Source organism: Bosea sp. NBC_00550, from assembly GCF_026020075.1.
Lineage (GTDB): Bacteria > Pseudomonadota > Alphaproteobacteria > Rhizobiales > Beijerinckiaceae > Allobosea.
The window spans coordinates 4,993,274-5,013,821 of record NZ_CP102772.1 but is presented as its reverse complement, the minus strand read 5'-3'; the positions used below and the strand labels follow the sequence as shown (position 1 = coordinate 5,013,821).

The window sequence follows — 20,548 nt, the reverse complement described above, 5'->3', positions numbered from 1 at the left end:
CCTGGCCGATGGCTTTGTGTCCCCGGTGATGGCGTCGTGCCAAGTCCTGATGTCTTGCTCCGGCGGAGCGTGGAACCGTGCTGCAGCGAAGGCGCGCTCGTGCGGCACCTGGAACCCTTTGGGCTGCGTTGCGCACCGTTCACATTCCTCTCTCTGGGGTACTGCGATGACTCAACTCGTCAAATACGAGGCGGCATGCAGCGCGATTGCCGACGCGAAGAACATCGATGAGATCAAGGAGATCCGCGATGTCAGTATCGCCATGAAGGCCTACGCCCGGCAGGCGGGGAACCGCGAGATGGAGGCCGACGCAATCGAGATCCGCATGCGCGCGACGCGCCGCATGGATCAGATGCGGCAGGAGCAGAAAGCGATGGTCGGGCTGGCGAAGGGGGGAACACCCTACAAAGGCAATAAGTCTACCGGGTCCGCTGGGAACCCGGTGGGGTCTCCGTTGCCCACGCTCGCCGATGCCGGGATCAGCAAGCGCCTTGCCAATGAAGGCCGTAAGCTCGGCGCGCTCGACGACGAGGAATTCACGGCGGCGGTCGCCAATGCGCGCGATGCGGCGGGCAATGTCATCAAGGCGGCGCTGCGGACCGGGGACAAGAAGGGGCGCCGCGCCCAGCGTGAGCAGGAGCTGGGAGTCAAGCAGGCGGCGCTGCCGGACAGGCGCTATGGTGTCATCCTCGCCGATCCGGAGTGGCGGTTTGAAGTCTGGTCACGCGAGACCGGAATGGACCGGTCCGCCGAGAATCACTATCCGACCAGCGTTCTGGACGAGATCAAGCAGCGCGACGTCCCCTCGATTGCCACCCCGGATTGCGTCCTCTTCCTCTGGGCAACCGCCCCGATGCTGCTGTCGGCTCTGGATGTCATAGCGGCGTGGGGATTCCGCTACGTGTCGCACTACGTCTGGAACAAGGACCGCATCGGCACCGGTTACTGGTCGCGCAACAAGCACGAGCTGCTGCTAATCGGCACGCGCGGCAATATTCCCTGTCCGGCGATGGGGACTCAGATGGCGTCGGTGATCGACGCCCCGGTCGGCGAGCACTCGGCCAAGCCTGAGATCTTCCTTGAGATGATCGACGCCTATTTCCCAAACCTGCCGAAGATCGAGCTTAACCGGCGCGGCCCGGCTCGTCCGGGCTGGGATTCATGGGGCAATGAGGCGGAAGCCAGCCCCGCTCCAGCGCCACCTTGCGGCGCTGGCGGCAGACGGGCTCACCTGCTGCGTGACGGCGCGATGCTCAACCTTTGGTCCGCACGGGCTGGCTGGCCAGTGCTGACGCCCGCCGGACGCGCCCTAAGCGCGATGCTGCGCGTCTTGACGTCGCCGAGGCCATGAATCACGTCGCACCTGGAAGCCTCATGCTGCGCCGGCCCTGCAGCGCCATGTCCACGATATAGCTGGCTTCGTGGGCAGCGACGGCGGGCCGCGCGACGTGGATAGAGGCGCCGGGTTGGCCGGCGAAGAAGTCTGCGGCCTTCTGATCAGTTCAGGGCCAACACGCCGCAGAAGCACAGCGCGGGGTGAAGACGACGCATGGCGGTCGCAGACTCTCCAACGCGGGCGGGGCGACAAGAGCCCCTTGACGTTATCAGGCGCGCAGAGTCTGCCCGCCCGCATCGTGCGGGCGCCGTGCGCTGGGGATGGCGCAGATCCCAGCCCTCGCCAAGTCCTGAACGGCGCGGGCACGGATCTCTGCAACGTCGTCAACAATCCGCCAGGTCGCCCCAGCGAGGAGACCCGTCGCCTGCTCGAGCAGCGCTTCTGGTGGCCCGTGGGCGGCATTCATCCAGTGCCGGTCCTGTGGGCCTGAAGCCGTGAGGCAGCCTTCCTGGGCCGTCTATGGCGGCTAGTGCATTCGGGTGCCCGAGGCGTCCTGTCCGGAATCCGCGGGGGAGCTTGGGAGCCCGGTTGAGAATTCTCAAGATGTAGGGCTGCATTGGTCCGGGCGCCGATCAGCGCGCGCTCCTTCTCCGCCAGCGCGAGCCAATCGGCGAGGCCGTGCGTCAACTGCAGCACCGGACAGCGCTTGTCGTGGCGCGGCGGAGCGGGCGGGTTAAGATCGATCGGCCCGCGGCGCCGGTCATATTGCGCGGCCGGGCTGAAGTCGTTGATCGCCTCGGGCCTCGCCCAGATGTTGAGGACGAGGACGATCCAACTCTTGAGATGGCGGCTCTTCCCCGGGCCTCCGGTCAGCTCGCCGCTTTGCTCTTATTTTTGCCCGATCCAAGAGGCCGCTCGTGATTGAAGGAGCCCCCTTGTCCGGAGGGCGCTGTCAGGCGGGCTCCTCGCACGTTCAACTTGCGAAAATGAGCCGCGGCTTTAAAATTGAGGTCGCTGCATCGTCGTTCTAGAGGGATGGTGATCATGTTTTCGTGGCTGCGAAAAAAACCAGTACCAGTTAGCAATCCATTTCAGGAAGCCATTGAACGCAAACATTCCGAAAAACTTAGTTTAATCAATCAACTCCTGCAGGGTCAAACTGACTACGAAAGCGCCGTGTGGGGCTGCCTCAAAATACTGTACGATGCTAATCCAGAAATTGTTCCAGAGAATCGTGTAAAAATCTTCTCGGCCGAGATTTCCGCATTGAAAGCAATGGGCGTCGTCGTTCCTTTTGCAGCGCTCCTAGTGTGGCAGAAAGACTGGACTGAAGATGCTGGCTCGGATTGGTCGTATTTGCAAGAAGTCGCCCGCGAAGGTGGAATGCCTTTATTTGCCGAGGTGAGTGTTCCTGTAGCCATGGTCGCGCCGAACGGAATGGACCAAATGAGGAAGTTATGTCTGGCTTCCCACGTAGTAGGGATGGGTGCGGGGGAGACCGCAAAGAAGCTGACTGAGCTATTCCGGAAAGGAAATTTGGCACGGCGGAATTGGCCTGCCTGAACCGCCTCGCCAATTGAGGATATCATTTCTCAGTTTTACCAACGGCGCGGGCACGGATCTCTGCAACTTTGTCAACAATCCGCCAAGTCGATCGCTCCAGCGAGGAGGCTCGTCGCCTGCTCGCGCAGCGCTTCTGGAGGCCGGTGGGCCGCATTCAGCCCATCGCCGGTCATGCCGAGCCTGAAAACCGTGAGACAGCTTCCTTGGCCCTCTATGGCGGGCGCGGGCCTGTATGCAAACCTGATGAATTCCTGGACCCACACTAATGCGGGCTAATCAAAAAAAACCTCCGCACTGAATTTCCCAGAGAATTCCTTGCATTTGGGGCAGGTATTTCGATCGGCAGGCACTGTGAGGTAAATTTCGTCGGAGCGTTTTCCGCGTTTTGGGGTCACCTCGACTGACGCGCTGACCTTCGAGCTTCCATAGGGAATGGCGAATGTATTCCCGCATTTGTGGCAGGTTGTCTGGCTCTTAACGGTGTTGGTTACCTCAACATCCTCGCACACGCCACAATAGACCGGGTGTGCCGAGAAGGTCTGAAAGCTGGCACGCGAACCACCCTGCGACGTCCGGCAGGAGTAGCCGCAGTTCGAGCATTCGAAGCGGTATGAGATACCCATTGTGACTTCCAGATGTTGATGAACAAAATGCCGTGGGACCGCCGTCGCCGACATCGATCGGAAAGCATTTGAAGTTGGATTCGGCCCGCGACATTGCGTTCAAGACAATTCGTCGCATAGGACCGTGGCGGCAAGGTAATGTGTATTACCGGCCGGCGGGCCTGCATTCAGAGTGACCGCCAAACGAAGTCGAAGAGGCGTGGCCTGCCCGAGTTAACTGAAACCGTTCTCATCAATGCGAGACCATTTGCTCATGACACAGCGGTGGGAAGAGAACGTCGAGTGAGAAGGGATATCTCTGCTGCATGGGGATGAGGAATGGCCGGTGCTTGGCAATTTTGGCAGTCGCGATAAAATCAGAGAAGGCAACACAGTGAAGGTACGATGATTTCGGCGAGACTTAGTTTTCATATGACTTTCTGCCTTCTCAAAATAGTCCGCTGGTAGCGAGTTATGTCGCCAAACCGTGACGTTCAGCACCGAAACAATCTTCGCCTGTTGGCGTTCTCCTGAGGGTTCTTGACGAGTGCCCGCCCCTATGTCCGAGTACCCCCTATTGGGAAACACTTAGGGGAAATGGGTCCGTGAGCAGGGGCCCCGGCCATGTCCAGCGCAAATTGTTGGAAGTCTTCGCAGCCTCACGCGGCGAGGCGCTTTCAACCACGGAACTTTGCCGGGCCGTGTATGGTCGTCCTGCCGTCGATAAGAAGCAGCGGGTCGCCGTCCTCCGTGCGCTTCGAAAGCTGGCTGAAGGGCCACTCTCTGGAGTCTGGCGGGCCGAACAACTTTATGAGAGAGCCGACGACCTTTGGTATGAGCGCCGATGGCTCCCGCTCACAGGTCCGGGAAGGCGACCATTGAAGAATAGCTGAAGCGGAGAACAACAACGTCATTCCGAACGAAACGGGGCGAAGCGCCGGCACGTCAGTCATGCTAGGGATTGCTGCATGGCCCGCATTGCGAATGGCGCGCAATGAGCCTGGTCGTCGAAGAAGCTGCCTGTGTGGGGAAAGCGCCCGCTGGAATCAGGTGCGCGCTCAATGGCTGCGCAAAGCCCGCTCCCAAGCAGCGCCAATTCGAGAGAATGTGCTGATGGATTGGTTCGAACGTCTAACCGGTTTTCAAGAAAGAGATCATGAAGGCACGCATTCCCGGCTCCGCCTTGAAGGGGACCGTCTGCATTCTCTCGTCAACGGCAGGCCGTATGGAATCGGCCGACTTGAATTGCCTTCGCTTGTCGAGTTGCGAGATCGGGCGAGGTCGGTTTCTGGACGGCAAGGGCGTTTCAGTGTCGATATTGTCCAGGGCAATGTCCGCAAATTGCACCAGGCGCCGGAGTACGCTGGTGCACTCTTCCAGGTCGCGTCACAGTTTAATTTGCTCACGTATCGCCGCTTGACAAACAGAAGGGCGTCCAGGGCTCGCAGTTCACCAGCAGCGAGTTCACCACCCTGCTGATCGGCGCGGGCATCATAGGATCAGCATGGACGGCAAGGGCGCCTGGCGCGACAACGTCTTCGTCGAGCGCATCTGGAAATCGGTCAAATACGAGGAGGTCTACCTGCGCGCCTATGCCAGCGTGTCCGATGCGCGCGCTTCAATCGGGCGGTATCTGGTCTTCACAGCCGGCGACCTCACCAGAGCCGGGAACGGCAGACGCCCAATCACGCCTACTTCAACGCGCTGCAGCCAATCCCGGTTGCGCATAATCAGGCCCTAAATCCACTTAGCGACAGCCCGCAAACTGTTCAGACAAACCGAGCCGGCTCTACCCGCCGAAATCCCGTCGACGGATTGGCTCAAAATTCCGCTTACTCCGGACCAGCAGCTCCCAACCACAGAAGGCCCTTGAAGGGTTTGCGAGCACGTATCTTATTCACGCCCTGGAAGAGTTCTTCATGAACAGGATCAAGTCCGCGAATAGGCTGTAATGTTACGTCACAGTCAAACGAGCTTGATGGAGCTGCCCTGAATCCTCTGCCACCGCCACCGCCGCTACCCACGCGTCCACACGATGCTTGATCGACAAGTTTTCGAAATGAGTGCGTCGCCGGCCTTCCGAAATCACCTTCGAAACGGATCACCTCGGTTGCGGCGAACTCTGGGAGCTTGTTGATCACACAACCAGATGAACTCCAAATCGGAATTTCCTTGATCGTCTCATGTACGTCCTCCTCGGAGGACTTCTTCGAGGTTCCAGGCTCAGTGGCACGCTTCATAACCTTCATACGCAAAACATGTCGCTCATCCGAAACAATGGGCGCAGCTTCGAATTGAATATTCATCCATCCGCCCACGAGATTGTCGCCTTTGATAACCGCCTTCCCGCGGAATTGCTGCTTTGGAAGCTGTATCGGCCCAATTCGGCAATCCGAGGCGAAACGCTTCGGCGTAAAGTCGTCCAATGCCGCGCTAGGAGGAGTAATAAAGCCCTGCATGCTTCTGCATTGGTTCGGGCCATCTCCATCGGTATTGACAGGATATATACAAGCCTCGATTGAGGTACGAAGCCGGTCTCGTATCTTGCGCAGCCGATCCCGCTCGCTCACCGCAGCTGGGAGAGTAGACCTGTCGATGTCGTACATCTCAGGGTCTTCGGTCGCGTCCTGCATACGCTCCAACTTCTCGTTAAACGCTAGGAGCTTATCGGAAGCCAGATCAACCATATCGCTTTTAGGATCGCTTCTTCGCTCAGGATAAGGCGAGACGATCGCGTAGAGAACGTTGGCTTTCCTATTCGCGAGCACTTGTGATCTGAAACCGGAGACCTCATCGACGAAAGTATCGACGCTGTAAGGAGTGGTGCTCCCGCCGCCAGCTTTGCGACCAACGATCCGCAACTCGTCATGGTTTTTTAGCTCAGTGACAGACTGCGTATATGTGGCGCTACCCTTGCCAGCCGCACCTGCAGCTCGGACGTTGGCTTCGAACTTCGATCTTTTTTGCTCGTCGCGATCTGAGGACTGGAGAGTCATGAGTAGCTCACCGCCATACATGATTGTGCTGACATAATGTGTTCCGCATCGACGGCGAAATTGGCTTACATCAGACGACATGTCTCCGTAAATCGGAAGCAGCCCTTCCCGGGTCGACCCAGTCTCGACAGTCGACACGATGTTCTGAATGAACATCGTCTGGTCCTTTTGAGTAATATTGATGCTTCTTGCGAAGCTGATTCGAGCTGACGCGGTGAGGGCTGCGTACTTTGCCTCACCACTCAGTTCCGCAAGCATCTTAGAGATAAACTGTTCCCGACTTTCGATGCGTTCGAAACGCAGCCCATCGTTTGGACCGCCGCCGTTGATATCCCGATCCTCGGCGCTGACCTTGGCGCAGACTTCCCTTGTAAGATTGCCGGACGACGCATCGTACCCCATTCCAAGGAGCGCTCCGTTCAGCCATGGTACGCGAAACTCGCCAGCCTGGGCGCTTGTCAGAGCCAACCCCATCAGCGCAACCGCCAGCAATCGGGGGGGGAACTTTGTGAGCGACGACATCCTATTCCTCACTAGCATTCGCATTCCAGCCTCTGGGACGCCCTGGTCGAGCGATCAGGCACAAATTAGCGACACGCCACTGCCGAGCCCTGCTTCTCGCATGAGATAGCCTGTCCAGTGCTCAGTGAGAGGCTCTGGTTCCAATCTGATCGATCCTCTGCTTTCGGCCTTTCGCAACAAGCGAAGGCCTTCCGGGCGTTGAATGAGTAATAGGCTTTCAGATCGCCCGCCAGAACACCGCGCCTTGCAGCGTCATGGTTGTCAGCATCCCATTGGGTGACCAAAATGCTCCCATTGGACTTTACTGTCATAAGGCTGAAGCCGTCGGGAGCCCGGTCGATGGCGGCATAGCAGGCGTCGCTTTTATCCAAGAGAGCCATCAGTTCGGCAGGATACCCCCGTTGCGTGAGATCGCTTTTCTTCGCCGATAGGCGTTTCGGAACCCGAGCGTCGCCAAGGCAGAAGTCTGGGCCGCAAGAACACTGTGCCGACGCTTCGGCCGCAGCCACCAGTGCCAGAACGGGAAGAGTCCACCACAGAATTCTCATCACGTGAACTTCCGAACGTTGTTGAGCGTCGGTAACAACTGACAGCAGGCTGACCAAATGTCGATATGCTCGACATAGGATGCAAACTAGCTCTACCTAATGCCAAAGCGACCCTCACATTATCCTGCAGGCGACGCCTAGAACGGCAGCAGAAACGTTCGGACTGCCCGGATAAGTCCGAACGACGACCAGCGGGTATTTTCGGGCGCGGCATCGTAGATCAGCATGGAACCTTCCTGTTTTCGGATATTGAAGGGGGCAAGATAGACCCCCAGCCAGTCGAGATTTGACTGAACCTGAAAGCCCGCCTGAAGTTGCCATGCCTTGAGCGATGTTGCCCTGCGAGACCAGCCCGCCTCGGGTTCCTTTCCGGCAACGGCCTCACCTTTCGTCTGCACGATCACGAAGCCGGGACCAATCATCTTATGAAACATGAAGCGTCCGAATAAGGTCGCCTGTATGGAAAGGTTGATTTCGGTCGCGAGCCGAACCGTGCTCGAAAAGGCCACAAGGTCCTCGTATCGGACGATGATCTCCTCGCCCTGTTTTAGCTTCCACTGGAGCAGCTCGGCGGGTGCATTGACAACGATCGAAGCCCCCAATTCGGGAATGTTGGAACCCTTCAGCCGCGCCAGAATATAGCTGCCGCTGAAAATCCTGCCGAGGATGCCAGTGCCAAATTGCGGGACCGACACGTTGGCGACCGCATTTCGGATTTCATAGCGCAGTACAACATAGGTGTCGGTGGACCCGGCTGGGATCTCGATCTCCGCCTTGCCCGTCCCCGGACTGGAGAATGCGGAACTGACCGCCCCCGGCTTGAGTGACGCGAAATGACGATTAAGCCCGTCATCCCGGTAGACGATGCGGGACATGATAACCATGACCGTCTTCACGGCCACCATGATCCCGTAGATCGACAAAATGAGGCCCAACCAGCGGGCAGTTTCGAAAGCTTTATAGATCGCGGTCTGCGACCACCTGGTACTCTCCTGCGAAAACGCGGCAACCGCTTTGGTCGCTCTGTCCCGCTTCTCGACTAGCTGGCTCTGGTTGAATTTGTCGGCATCACGAAGTGAGGCCTCGAGAGAGTTCAATGCCGCGTCCCGTGCCTTCCGGTAAATCGAATTCACCACGGATTTGATGCCGTTCACCACGTGGCAGAGCACATCATACCAGCTACACCCTTTCAGCTTCATCAGATACGATGGGAATGATGCCCGGAGTTTCGGCATGATGGTTTTAACAAGATCCGCCGAGCCCGCCTGTGCGTTGGTTGTGGCATCTGCAAGTGCCGCGGTTGTTTTGTTGGCGATCTCCTTCTGCTCTCGATCATTAGCCTCAGCCAGGGCTTGTTCGAGGGTTATTGGGGGAAGGATTGTCCCAGTAGGCCCAGGAGTCCGAAGAATTTCAATCGCATAGGCTTCTGCCCGGCTTCCAACCTGGTTCCAGAACCACCCGAGTGATAGGATCATGATGAAGAATGGGATTGAAAGCAGGAGCGTCTGCTTCAGGACCGGGACTATGTTGATTTCCCCCTTCAGGCCGTCCCAACCCGGCTTATTGTGCCGGTAAAGCAAGACCACGAACCGTCCAAAGACGATCAGGGACGACACGATCAGGAGGTCTAGGACCGACAGGTGGTAGGAGTGAAATAAGCGACCGAAGGTGAGAAAGACGGCCGGAGTCGTTGCACCCGGTTGGCTGGGCGCCGGCGGGATCGGAGGCGCGCCGTCTTCTGGCGCGACAGGAAAGAAGCCGCCGATGGCCTCGATCGCCGCGAGCAGCAGGAAAATTCCGACTGCAGGACTGCGCAGCCGACCATAGGTTACCAGAAAGAGTGCGGAGAGCGTAACCAAGCCCAGTCCAAGGGGGAAAAGCCACGAGCGATATTCGTTCAGACTTCCGAGATCCTGGACGCCGAGCAGGACTGCCAACATTGCCGGCAGCATGCAGAGAACGGCGATGAACCTAAACCTGAACAGGCCGGTGAATAGAATGCCCATGGCAATCAGGAAAAATGATCCCGCGTCGGGCTTGATGGCAAAAGCATCGGGGCCACTTCCCAGCCTTAGCCGGATAAGCACGTCCTGAAGCCCGGCAATCATCGGTAGCCATGACGTCATCACGAGAAACCAGAAGACCATGATTGCCGGCTTGGTCATCCTCGCCTTCAACTCCGCTCTCTTCGGAATTCGCGGGCGGAGAAATTGCCACGTGGATGGAACATCCGGGGCGTACTTCAGAAGCGACATGGAAATTCCACTCGTTACGGCGAAGTGACCTGTACTCGTACCACGCTTTATTAATCTAGCAAGCTGCGGTCTGCCTCCGTGAGGTGGCTCTGCGGCAAAGCGAATTCAATACTTTTCCGGCATTAGGCAAAGCCACCCAAGCATAGTCAGCGTCTTCAGGCAGCCCCCGGCGGGTTTCACTTTACCTTTCCCGTTGTCGCGATCAGCTCTTCGTGCGTGCACCCTCGCCGGGTGATCTTTGCTAATTAACGCCGCATCGGCAAGCGTCTTCGCAAGTTGGGTAACCTGGCCACACCAAATGGTCTCTGCGTCCCGGTCGCGGGACGGGTCCGAGGCCTGCCCAGGCGCCTCGAGTGCCACTGGACGCATCTGCATCTGACGGCCATCTACGGAACCGCTCAGTTCGACGCCGTAGCCTGGCCTGGCGGAATCGGCGACCACGAGCCTGCCGCTTTGGGCGAACGTCGTCGTCATTCCCTCTCGGACCTCGTAACCGAGGCCAGCAAGTCCCTTCATCACGGCGGCGCGGCGAGAGGCGGCCGCTGCCTTGGCTCTGTGCTCTGCCAGAGCCTTGTCCGCCGACTCTAATGTCCGCTCCAAGGCTTCTACCGGGATGACCGCCGCCTCGGCGTACGCTTCGTGGGGCAGGTCCGCTTCCTTCCCGAATAGAGCGCCGAGAGGTCGCTCCCCATCGCCGAAAGAGCCTCGTTCACCAGCGACCGGATCGCCCGAAGCGGATGACCCGCCGGCACCCGGGCCTCCAGGTCCACGTAGCTGAAAAGCGCCCCTGTCCTCTCGTCCGTCCCGCGCATCCCGCCCCTCCCCAGCGCAGAGGAGTGAATCACGTCAAGGCCGGATCCGCGAGCCGCTTTTTCAACAGCCTGCTAGCTAGTCTTGCTCCTGGAGCGAGGGCGCTGTTCCCCGTCGCCATTTATGGTGAAGACGTCGGGATCGGTCGCTGACTCCCACGCGTGCGAGCGACAAGAACCTCCTCGACCTGATTATGCGTGCGGATCCGACAGGCGCACCGGGCCGACGAGCTTGTCGTGCGCTGTGCGCTGGGGATGTAGTCGCCCGCGGGGTTTGCGCTTGCGGGTGGCGTTGACTTTTGATGACCTTCGAAAGGCAGTCACGGCCTTAACCTTGGCGCGGCTGAATTGGAGGAGTTTGATGTCGAGACCGCGCCCCTCGAAAAGCTTTGGGATAAGGCGTGGCCAAGGCGGAGGCGGGTGAGTAATGGCAGCACAAGATTTGTCCAAAATCAGCTACCGGGAACTGGTGGCGTTGAGCGAGGAGCTTAACCGTCAAATAATGGGTCCCTTCAGTCTCTTTAGGAATTGGGATTCAACCAGCGCTGAGGGGATAGCAAACGCCGAAATTGACCGCAGGCTAGAGGTGGTGCAGGCGGAAATAGAGCGCCGTGGCAACACGGACGAAGCCGCGAGCTATTGGGCCGAAAAACATAAAGCCGCCGCCATCGGGCACGCCGCTGCGGAAGCCGCACATGAGCGCCAGTATGCTGATGACCCGGCTTACAAGGCGCGCGTTGACGCCGCTTGGCAGGAGTGGGCGCGACTGGAACGTGTTGAGGGGGAGGCGTGGCTTGAATTGCAAAACAACTCCAAGCGCATAGGTGACTTGGAGCTGAAAGTAGGGCAGGAGACATTGGCTCTAATGGAAGAATATAAGGCGAATCTTGTAGATTTAGCTTACGATACTCAAATGCGCATCAATAATTATGCACTTTCATACGAATATAGATTAATAGAATTAAAATATGAAATTGAATCTCGCCTTCCATCGTTAAAAATGAACTTTAAAGACCGCGTTCGCGCCGTGCGATTCCGATATAAAGATCAATTTTATAGACTTGATTGTGAATATGACCGATTATTTACAGCATACAATGACGCAGTAAAGGAAAAATTTAGTGGAATTAAAATGTACAGATCGATAATTGGCGATGTAGGCGATGCATTTACGCCACGTACAACGAAGTAGGTGTAGAGATGAGCATCCATATCCCTATGGTAATAATCATCGTCGTCGCGATACTGGCATTTTTATTTGCTATAGCCATACGCAAACAGAAAAAGAACGAAATAATCCGTGACAAGTTGGACAGAGCGCGTCAACTTCGGGAAGTCGATGACTTGGCTCGTCGCGCCGCTGCGGATTTTTTTGACCTTACTGAGTGGTACTCGTGGGAAGAAAGCGCAAAAGAAGAAATGCGCGCCGAATTTTATCATGAGAAGAAGGCTAAGGCTTAGGACCCGTTTGAGAATGTTACGGATGGGCGATGCGGCGTAGTAGCAGGCTGCCCATGGCGACGTGGATCATGGCCTCGACCATGTCGAGACGCTGCTCGTAGGGGCGCACGAAGCAGCACCAGCGCGTCAACCAGCCGAAGATCTGCTCGACCACCCAGCGTCTGGGCAGCGCCTTGAAGCCGAGTTAATTCACGGTTCGGCGAACGCTCTCAAGAACGAAGTCGCGATAGGCAGCGGGGCCGCCAGCTCGCGTGGGCCGCGCTCGGCCAGATGCACTGCTGCCAAATCGGTCGGTAGTGAAGGCGAAGTCGCCGAGTGCGGCGTGTTGCTCGCGGCGTGCGACGGCGCACCGTCCTCGGAAATCAATTCCACTGCTGAGCGATCGCATATATAGTGCCTGCGCATACGACGGGGCACAATATGCAGACAGGCTTTCATCAGCTCCTGTATCGGATCGGGATCACCGATGAGGATGTCGCGCTTCTGGCTGGCGTCACTGAACGTGCGGTCCGGTACTGGCGCGCTGGCATGAATCCCGCGCCCCAAAGCGCCATCCTGATCCTACGGGCCTTCGAGGATGGTCTTGTCACGGCGGAGTGGCTGCAGGCCGAGATCGCCAAGGTGTCTCAGCTGGAGACTGCGGCATGAAGACCGCCGCAAGACGCGCGGAAGTTGTTTCCATCCCCAGACGCGCAGGGCGGCCACCATCCTTCCCATACTCCGAGGAGATCGGGGACGAAATCTGTTGCCTTATGATCGAGGGTCATGACCTTGGAACAATTTGCCAGCGTCCGGGCATGCCGAGCCGGTATCAGGTTGGCTATTGGAGGGTGCACCATCCCGAGTTTGCCGCGCAATTGGCGCGCGCGCGCGAGTGTTTGGCCCATGTGGAATTCGACAAGATCAACGAGCTGATCGAAAACTGCACCGAGGAAAACGTCAACGCGACCCGTGTGAAGATCCAGGCCTACCAATGGCGCGTGATGAAGCTGAGCCCCAGAAGCTACGGCGCCAAGACGACGATTGAGTCCACCGCCACGGTAAACACCTCCCACACCCGAACACGCGACGTAAGCGGATTAGACGTGCCCGAGATGCTGGCGCTCGAGAAGGCGTTGATGAAGACCGTCTTGCGTTAGGGCTGACCGCTGGGGAGCGTGACGCGTCGGTCGTCGGACGGAGGCGCAAGTGGCCGCAGTGATCGTGCAGCCGGGAGCGGCTCTCGCCAAGCGCCAAGGCGTGTGGGCGGATTCCGCCAGGCTCGGAGGCGGGCTGGCAGCTGCCGCTCACCCAGGCTTCTCGCCGGCCTCGATGCGGTGCTTGGGTCGACGGCAATGACCTTGCTGGAGAAGACCTTTATCGGCACAATCGAGCGTCAGGGCTGATTGTTGGGTGGCGTCCAACGAACAGGGGACTATTGGCTAGAACTTTCGTCTAAGGGTGCGCCCGACACGATGTCCCGGCGTTGACCATCCCCAACGCCCCCATGCTGCCGTCTGGAGATGGGACGCATGATGGGAAAATTGGACAGTCTATACATAACGCATTGATATTAAACGTATCGTGGCGGACGCCCTGTCCGCCAGCAATACCCAAGCAAATCATTGATTTAATTAAATTTGCAAACGAGGCAGCAATATCTGCATGCCTCCGCGACTGCGATCGGGTGAACCCGTTGCGCCCGCACGCGCGATTGCGCGCATCTCAAAGTCCGGGTTGCGCCGATACCGTTGAAAAAGTCGGCCCTGAGATCGGCGCTGGCGGGAGCGGATTTAGCAGAGTAGGGCTTCGCTTGGTCAGGCAGGCCTGACCTGCGGCCCGTTTGGCTTGAGTTTGGCGAGCTTCCTGAGGTTCTGGGCTGCTGCGGCGAGGTGGAACTCGTCTCTGGCGCCATTCGGTCCGCGCAGTCGCAACCGGTCGAGCCGCAAGATGCGCTTGAGGTGAGCAAACAGCATCTCGACCTTTTTCCGTTCGCGCCGCGAGGTGACATAGGCGTCGGTCTCGGCGATGTCCCTGGCCATGTCGCGGGCGCCCTCATGGATCGAGCGCAGGATCTTGCGAGCGGGCATGTTGGGTGAGCACTGCGGCTTCAGCGAGCAGGCGTCGCAGTCGAACTTGCTGGCGCGGTAACGCATCATGCCCTCGTCATCGACGAGCGGCCGCTCGGTTCGATAGGCCTTCTGGCGCGGCCTCAACTCCTTCCCGCCCGGGCAGGTGTAGCGATCGCGCGCGTGGTCATAGGCGAAGTCGGAGCGGCTGAAGGTGCCGTCGCTGCGCTGGGATTTGTCGAAGACCGGGATATGCGGCTCGATCCCGCGCTTATGCACCAGCCAGGCGAGGTTCTCGGCCGAGCCATAGGCGCTGTCGGCGGCTAGCCTGGCCGGCCAGAGGCCAAAACGCTCCTGCGTTCGGTCGAGCATGGTCCGGGCCGAGCCGACTTCGGCCTGCCGGATGGCGCGGCTGGCCTCGACATCGACGATGACGGCGTGGTCGAGGTCGATCAGGTAGTTGGTGGCGTAGGCGAAGAAGGCATGCCCCTTCAAAGCGCCGGTCCATTGCGCGGCCGGATCGGCGCGCGACACGAACTTCGGCTTCGCCTCGCTCGCCGCGCCCCAGGCGGCCTCATCGAGCGTATCGAGATATTCGCGCACCGAGCGACGCGTCCGGGCGAGATCGTGCCAGTCGACCAGCTCTGAGGCGTCCGCGGAACGTTGCTTGTTCGCATCGGCCTTGATCAGGCTGGCATCGACCGCGAAGCCTTCTCCGCCCACGAGCCCTTCTTCGATGCAACGCCGGACGGTCGTCTCGAACAGCTCACGCAGAAGATCGCTCTCGCGGAAGCGGCCATGCCGGTTCTTCGAGAAGGTCGAGTGATCGGGAACGTCGCCCTCAAGCCCGAGCCGGCAGAACCAGCGATAGGCGAGGTTCAGGTGCACCTCCTCGCACAGGCGCCGCTCGGAACGGATGCCGAAGCAATAGCCGATGAGCAGCATCCGGATCATCAGCTCCGGATCGATCGAGGGCCGACCCATCTCGCTGTAGAACGGCCGCAGATGTGCGCGGATCTCGGAAAGATCGACGAACCGGTCTATCGACCGCACCCAATGATCGTCCGGCACGTGACGCTCAAGACTGAACTCGTAGAACAGCGCCTCCTGCGCCACCCGCCGTTCACCCATCATCGCGCCGCCCTCCGCCCAAGACGACTGAATCAGGACTTCACACCCGCAGCAACGACGACTTTTTCAACGACATCCGCCATCGGCGGACATTGAGACCGAATCCGGAAACGCGCACTCAAGCTCTGGCCGCGAAAGCCATCGCGACCCCGCAGATGACGTCAGTCGGCTTGTCATTCTGGCATCAAAACGAACCCCAGCGGAAAGTCGGGCGCACTGCATCCGACTTCGGGTTCAGCCATTTCCTGAAGCATTTGCGCTAAATCAAACCTAGCGATGCGCGTGCATTCCGAACGCCACAACTGTGTAGACAAGCTCCGCCAAATCCATATTCTCTTTTTTCGATCTCTAATCTGGCGACGGCGCGATTTATGAACGCCCGAACGCGAAAGGACCGGAGATGGCGACCGAGTCTGCACGGGCGAGCGGCCCGGCGACCACCACAGAAGAGCCCACGAGGCGAGCCGAATTCCTGGCTTTCCTGACCCTGGCGGTGCTGATCTGGCCGATCATCGCGGTAGGAGTGGTCGGCGGTTACGGCTTCCTGGTGTGGATGTTCCAAATCATTCTCGGCCCACCTGGCCCGCCACATTGAGGACGGGCCGATGGAACGGGTTGTCATCGATCGCGGACGCCGCAACTTCCTGACAGGCCGGCGCCTCTCACTGCCCGACAAGGTGCGCCCGCCTTGGTCCCGTACGGCGTCGATCGCGGCGGCCTGCACCGGTTGCGGAGCCTGTGTTCCTGCTTGCCCGCAGCACATCATCGCGCTCGACGAGGCCGGCCGGGCCGCCATCGACTTCACCGGGAGCGAGTGCAGCTTCTGCGGCGCCTGTGCCGATGCCTGTCCCGAGCCGGTGTTCGACCGTGCCATCCCCGCTTTTGAGCATCTGGCCGTGATCGGCCCGGAATGCTTCGCGAGCCGCGGCATCGTCTGCCAGAGCTGCGGCGATGTCTGCCCGGAGGCGGCGATCCGCTTCCGCCCGCAGCTCGGCGGGCCTCCATTGCCCGAGTTGGCGGCCGATCGCTGCAGCGGTTGCGGCGCCTGTATCGCGGTCTGCCCGGCGCAGGCCGTCGCCGTATCACCCCGCAGCCAGGAGGCAGCAGATGGCTGAAGAGTCGGGCCGCCGCTTCCATCACATATCGAGCGCCGTGGTCTCGGCCCTGCCGGCGCGCGTCGATGCCGTGCTGACCAGCATCCGCGAGCTGCCGGAGACCGAGGTGCACCGAGTCGAGAACGGCAAAATCGTGATCGTGCTGGAGGGATCGAGCACCGGCGTGATCGGCGACCGCCTGGCTGCCATCAGCCTGATCGACGGGGTGCTGTCGGCCAACATGGTGTTCGAGCAGATCGAAAACCTCGAAAGCCTCGACGACATTGGAGTAGACCCATGACCCTGTCCCGTCGCGAGATGCTGAAGGCGCATGCAGCCGGCGTTGCCGCGCTCGCCGCCAATATGAGCGTTCCCGCCGAGGCCCAGCCGGTGACCGGCGGCGTCGACAGCCTGCAGATCAAATGGTCCAAGGCGCCCTGCCGCTTTTGCGGCACGGGCTGCGGGGTGATGGTCGGCGTCAAGGAAGGGCGTGTCATCGCCACGCACGGCGACATGAAGGCCGACGTCAACCGCGGCCTGAACTGCATCAAGGGCTATTTCCTCTCCAAGATCATGTACGGCAGCGACCGGCTGACCCAGCCGCTGCTGCGCAAGAGGAACGGCGTCTACTCCAAGGACGGCGAGTTCACCCCGGTCTCATGGGGAGAGGCCTTCGACACCATGGCCGCCAAGGCCAAGGAGACGCTCAAGGCCAAGGGCCCGACCGCGCTCGGCATGTTCGGCTCCGGCCAGTGGACGATCTTCGAGGGCTATGCCGCGACCAAGCTGATGCGGGCCGGCTTCCGCTCCAACAATCTCGACCCCAACGCCCGCCACTGCATGGCATCGGCCGCCTACGCCTTCATGCGCACCTTCGGCATGGACGAGCCGATGGGCTGCTACGACGATTTCGAGCATGCCGACGCCTTCGTGCTCTGGGGCTCCAACATGGCGGAGATGCACCCGATTCTATGGACGCGGGTGACGGATCGCCGCCTCGGCCAGCCGCATGTGAAGGTCGCGGTGCTCTCGACCTATACCCACCGGAGCTCCGATCTCGCCGACATCCCGATCGTCTTCAAGCCGGGCACCGACCTGGCGATCCTGAACTACATCGCCCACCACATCATCTCGACCGGCCGGGTGAACAAGGACTTCGTTGACAAGCATACGACCTTCGTGAAGGGCGCGACCGAGATCGGCTATGGCCTCCGGCCGGACGATCCGCGCGAGGTCAAGGCGAAGAAGGCGGCCGATGTCGGCGCCACGACGCCCATCGATTTCGAGGCCTATGCCGCCTTCGTGAAGGACTACACGCTGGAGAAGGTCTCGTCCCTGACCGGGGTCGAACCCGGCTTCCTTCAGCAGCTTGCCGAGCTCTATGCCGACCCCAAGCGCAAGGTCACCTCGTTCTGGACGATGGGCTTCAACCAGCATGTGCGCGGGGTCTGGGCGAACCAGCTCGTCTACAACCTGCATCTGCTGACCGGAAAGATCTCGGAGCCGGGCAACAGCCCCTTCTCGCTCACCGGCCAGCCCTCGGCCTGCGGCACGGCGCGCGAGGTCGGCACCTTCGCGCATCGCTTGCCGGCGGACATGGTCGTGACCAATCCCGAGCACCGCAAGCATGCCGAGGAGATCTGGCGCATTCCACACGGCATCATCCCGGAGAAGCCCGGCTACCATGCCGTCGAGCAGGACCGCATGCTCAAGGACGGAAAGCTGAATTTCTACTGGATTCAGGTCAACAACAACCTTCAGGCCTCACCGAACAACGCCAACGAAGCCTATCCCGGCTACCGCAATCCGGAGAACTTCATCGTCGTCTCGGATGCCTATCCGACAGTGACGGCAATGGCTGCCGATCTCATTCTGCCGGCGGCGATGTGGGTCGAGAAGGAAGGCGCCTACGGCAATGCCGAGCGGCGCACCCATGTCTGGCACCAGCTCGTCCAGGCGCCAGGCGAGGCGCGCTCCGACCTCTGGCAGCTCATGGAGTTCTCGAAGCGCTTCACCACCGACGAAGTCTGGCCCGCGGAGATCCTCGACGCCAACCCGAACTATAAGGGCAAGACGCTGTTCGACGTGCTGTATCGCAACGGCCAGGTCGACCAGTTCGCAGCGAGCGAAATCGATGCGGAATACGACAATTTCGAAGCCAAGAACTTCGGTTTCTATGTCCAGAAGGGGTTATTTGAAGAGTATGCGACGTTCGGCCGAGGTCATGGCCACGACCTCGGTCCTTATGATCTTTATCATCAGGTCAGGGGGCTGCGCTGGCCGGTGGTGGACGGCAAGGAGACGCTCTGGCGTTATCGCGAGGGGCTGGACCCCTATGTGAAACCGGGCAAGGGCGTCGAGTTCTACGGCAACAAGGACGGCAAGGCCCGGATCATCGCGGTCCCCTACGAGCCGCCGGCGGAATCGCCCGATGGCGAGTATGATTTCTGGCTCGTCACCGGCCGCGTGCTGGAACATTGGCATTCAGGCTCGATGACCATGCGCGTGCCGGAGCTCTACAAAGCCTTCCCGGGTGCGCGCTGCTTCATGCACCCCGAGGACGCCCGCAAACGCGGGCTCAACCAGGGTGCCGAGATCCGAGTGATCTCGCGCCGGGGCGAGATGCGCACCCGCGTCGAGACGCGCGGACGCAACCGCATGCCGCCAGGCGTGGTCTTCGTGCCCTGGTTCGACGCAAGCCAGCTCATCAACAAGACGACGCTCGACGCCACTGACCCCATCTCCAAGCAGACGGATTTCAAGAAATGCGCGGTCAAGATCCTCGCGGTCTGAGCGTGATGCGCTCGCGGGCCGTCCTTGGGGCCGCCCTGGCGGCGTGCCTCGTCCTCGCTTTCGGTGCCGCGCTCTCGCAGGAGGGCGCGCCAGTGAAGATCGTCCCACGCCTGACCGGCACCTCCGATCCGATGGCGCTCGACCGGGTGCCCGCCCTCGGCCGCCCGATCGTCGACGACGTCAAGCGCATGCGGAACTATCCGGAGCAACCGCCGGTGATCCCGCACGCCATCGATGGCTACCAGCTCACGGTCAACACCAACCGCTGCATGGACTGCCACAAGCGCGAGTTCACGGAAGGCTCGGGCGCGCCGATGATCAGCATCACCCATTTCCAGGACCGGGATGGGCAAGTGCTCTCCGACGTGACGCCGCGGCGCTATTTCTGCACCGCCTGCCACGTTCAGCAGACCGACGTCCCGCCGCTGGTCCAGAACCAGTTTCAGGACGCCAAAGACATCGGCCGAAAGCCATAGCGGGGCGAGACGATGGCCAGGATCAAATCCTTCATCCTGCGGCTGTGGGGCTTCGTCCTGCGCTTTTGGCACATCGTCAGCCGGCCGAGCGCCTATCTCAGCCTTGGGTTTCTCACACTCGGAGGCTTCATCTGCGGCGTGATCTTCTGGGGCGGCTTCAACACCGCGCTGGAAATCACCAACACCGAGAAATTCTGCACGTCATGTCACGAGATGCATGACAACGTTTACCAGGAGCTGCAGTCGACGGTGCATTTTTCCAACCGCTCGGGCGTGCGCGCGACGTGTCCCGACTGCCATGTCCCGCACGAATGGACCGCCAAGATCGCCCGCAAGATGCAGGCCTCCAAAGAAGTCTGGGGCAAGATCTTCGGGACGATCTCGACGCGGCAGAAATTCCTCGACCACCGGCTCGAGCTCGCCAAGCATGAATGGGCGAGGCTGAAAGCAAACGACTCCCTGGAATGCCGCAACTGCCATTCTTCCGTGGCGATGGACTTCACAAAGCAAACCCGCCGCGCGGCCGAAATCCATAGCCGCTACCTGATACCGAAAGAGAAAACCTGCATCGATTGCCACAAGGGCATCGCCCATCTCCTGCCAGACATGACCGGCATCGAGCCGGGATGGAAGGACGCCCCGGAGTTGCAGGGCAAGGGCAGCGCCCTCTGGCATGCGCCAGAGCGGGCTGTGCGGAACTATCTGGCGGAAATCGAGACGCGCCAGGGCGAATAAGGTGCCGGCGGGAGCTTGAGCACCGCTCGATGCGGAAAGGGGTGACGCCCCCCGATTCAGGCTCGATCAACGCTCCACTGCGCCTCTTCCGAGATCATCCCAGTTTCACGGCGCGGGCCAATGCCAGCCGACACCGAGCCGGTCGATGCGGGAGCGAAGATCGGGCCCCTCCCCCGGAA

17 protein-coding genes and 3 pseudogenes are annotated in these 20,548 nt (G+C 60.0%); 12 read left to right on the top strand and 8 right to left on the bottom strand.

The features are described 5' to 3' along the window. The first annotated feature begins 166 nt into the window (after positions 1 to 166). The 3 genes and pseudogenes from NWE53_RS23780 to NWE53_RS23770 all read left to right on the top strand — a co-directional run. The gene (locus tag NWE53_RS23780) at positions 167 to 1,351 is read left to right on the top strand and encodes an MT-A70 family methyltransferase (protein ID WP_265051792.1); all 1,185 of its coding nucleotides are present in this window, start codon (positions 167 to 169) and stop codon (positions 1,349 to 1,351) included. Positions 1,352 to 2,380: 1,029 nt separating this feature from the next. Further along, complete coding sequence (locus NWE53_RS23775) at positions 2,381 to 2,899, top strand: hypothetical protein (protein ID WP_265051791.1); 519 nt, start codon at positions 2,381 to 2,383, stop codon at positions 2,897 to 2,899. Positions 2,900 to 4,937: 2,038 nt separating this feature from the next. Further along, a pseudogene (locus tag NWE53_RS23770) lies at positions 4,938 to 5,211 on the top strand (integrase core domain-containing protein); the annotation flags it as partial. A gap of 122 nt (positions 5,212 to 5,333) precedes the next feature. On the opposite strand, the gene NWE53_RS23765 reads toward NWE53_RS23770, so the two are convergent. The 5 genes and pseudogenes from NWE53_RS23765 to NWE53_RS23745 form a co-directional block, all read right to left on the bottom strand. After that, on the bottom strand, positions 5,334 to 7,019 hold the full coding sequence (locus tag NWE53_RS23765) for a hypothetical protein (protein ID WP_265051790.1): 1,686 nt from the start codon (positions 7,017 to 7,019) through the stop codon (positions 5,334 to 5,336). 65 nt (positions 7,020 to 7,084) lie between these two features. Beyond that, positions 7,085 to 7,624 (bottom strand): hypothetical protein, encoded by a 540-nt coding sequence (locus NWE53_RS23760; protein ID WP_265051789.1) that lies wholly within the window; start codon positions 7,622 to 7,624, stop codon positions 7,085 to 7,087. A gap of 80 nt (positions 7,625 to 7,704) precedes the next feature. Further along, the gene (locus NWE53_RS23755; protein WP_265051788.1) at positions 7,705 to 9,732 is read right to left on the bottom strand and encodes an AIM24 family protein; all 2,028 of its coding nucleotides are present in this window, start codon (positions 9,730 to 9,732) and stop codon (positions 7,705 to 7,707) included. A gap of 195 nt (positions 9,733 to 9,927) precedes the next feature. After that, a complete protein-coding gene (locus NWE53_RS23750; protein WP_265051787.1) occupies positions 9,928 to 10,296 on the bottom strand; it encodes a hypothetical protein in 369 nt (122 codons plus the stop codon). A 176-nt stretch (positions 10,297 to 10,472) separates the two neighbouring features. Next, positions 10,473 to 10,634: pseudogene (locus tag NWE53_RS23745) on the bottom strand (IS5/IS1182 family transposase); the annotation flags it as partial. Between the two features lie 424 nt (positions 10,635 to 11,058). On the opposite strand from NWE53_RS23745, the gene NWE53_RS23740 reads away from it, so the two are divergent. Together NWE53_RS23740 and NWE53_RS23735 are read left to right on the top strand one after the other, a co-directional pair. Next, on the top strand, positions 11,059 to 11,823 hold the full coding sequence (locus NWE53_RS23740) for a hypothetical protein (protein WP_265051786.1): 765 nt from the start codon (positions 11,059 to 11,061) through the stop codon (positions 11,821 to 11,823). A gap of 8 nt (positions 11,824 to 11,831) precedes the next feature. Next, positions 11,832 to 12,092, top strand: coding sequence for a hypothetical protein (locus NWE53_RS23735; RefSeq protein ID WP_265051785.1), 261 nt, complete (start codon positions 11,832 to 11,834; stop codon positions 12,090 to 12,092). A 16-nt stretch (positions 12,093 to 12,108) separates the two neighbouring features. On the opposite strand, the pseudogene NWE53_RS23730 reads toward NWE53_RS23735, so the two are convergent. Both NWE53_RS23730 and NWE53_RS23725 read right to left on the bottom strand, forming a co-directional pair. Then, a pseudogene (locus NWE53_RS23730) lies at positions 12,109 to 12,321 on the bottom strand (transposase); the annotation flags it as partial. After that, positions 12,282 to 12,638: a hypothetical protein gene (locus NWE53_RS23725; protein WP_265055063.1), complete on the bottom strand. Its 357-nt coding sequence runs from the start codon at positions 12,636 to 12,638 to the stop codon at positions 12,282 to 12,284. The pseudogene NWE53_RS23730 and the gene NWE53_RS23725, both read right to left, overlap by 40 nt. A 98-nt stretch (positions 12,639 to 12,736) precedes the next feature. On the opposite strand from NWE53_RS23725, the gene NWE53_RS23720 reads away from it, so the two are divergent. After that, the gene (locus tag NWE53_RS23720) at positions 12,737 to 13,231 is read left to right on the top strand and encodes a terminase small subunit-like protein (RefSeq protein WP_265051784.1); all 495 of its coding nucleotides are present in this window, start codon (positions 12,737 to 12,739) and stop codon (positions 13,229 to 13,231) included. 657 nt (positions 13,232 to 13,888) lie between these two features. On the opposite strand, the gene NWE53_RS23715 is transcribed toward NWE53_RS23720, so the two are convergent. Beyond that, positions 13,889 to 15,274 (bottom strand): IS1182 family transposase, encoded by a 1,386-nt coding sequence (locus tag NWE53_RS23715; protein ID WP_265051783.1) that lies wholly within the window; start codon positions 15,272 to 15,274, stop codon positions 13,889 to 13,891. Between the two features lie 397 nt (positions 15,275 to 15,671). On the opposite strand from NWE53_RS23715, the gene napE reads away from it, so the two are divergent. From napE to NWE53_RS23685, 6 genes are read left to right on the top strand one after another with little or no spacing between them, the layout of a single operon-like run. Next, positions 15,672 to 15,866, top strand: a complete 195-nt coding sequence (gene napE, locus NWE53_RS23710; protein ID WP_265051782.1) for a periplasmic nitrate reductase, NapE protein — start codon at positions 15,672 to 15,674, stop codon at positions 15,864 to 15,866. A 10-nt stretch (positions 15,867 to 15,876) separates the two neighbouring features. Then, a complete protein-coding gene (gene napF / locus NWE53_RS23705; protein WP_265051781.1) occupies positions 15,877 to 16,386 on the top strand; it encodes a ferredoxin-type protein NapF in 510 nt (169 codons plus the stop codon). Then, the gene (locus NWE53_RS23700; RefSeq protein ID WP_265051780.1) at positions 16,379 to 16,666 is read left to right on the top strand and encodes a chaperone NapD; all 288 of its coding nucleotides are present in this window, start codon (positions 16,379 to 16,381) and stop codon (positions 16,664 to 16,666) included. Before napF ends, NWE53_RS23700 begins: the two co-directional genes overlap by 8 nt. Next, positions 16,663 to 19,158 (top strand): periplasmic nitrate reductase subunit alpha, encoded by a 2,496-nt coding sequence (gene napA, locus NWE53_RS23695; protein ID WP_265051779.1) that lies wholly within the window; start codon positions 16,663 to 16,665, stop codon positions 19,156 to 19,158. Before NWE53_RS23700 ends, napA begins: the two co-directional genes overlap by 4 nt. Continuing rightward, positions 19,131 to 19,634: a nitrate reductase cytochrome c-type subunit gene (locus tag NWE53_RS23690; protein ID WP_265051778.1), complete on the top strand. Its 504-nt coding sequence runs from the start codon at positions 19,131 to 19,133 to the stop codon at positions 19,632 to 19,634. Before napA ends, NWE53_RS23690 begins: the two co-directional genes overlap by 28 nt. A 12-nt stretch (positions 19,635 to 19,646) precedes the next feature. Next, complete coding sequence (locus NWE53_RS23685) at positions 19,647 to 20,369, top strand: cytochrome c3 family protein (protein ID WP_320109530.1); 723 nt, start codon at positions 19,647 to 19,649, stop codon at positions 20,367 to 20,369. Positions 20,370 to 20,548 lie beyond the last annotated feature (179 nt).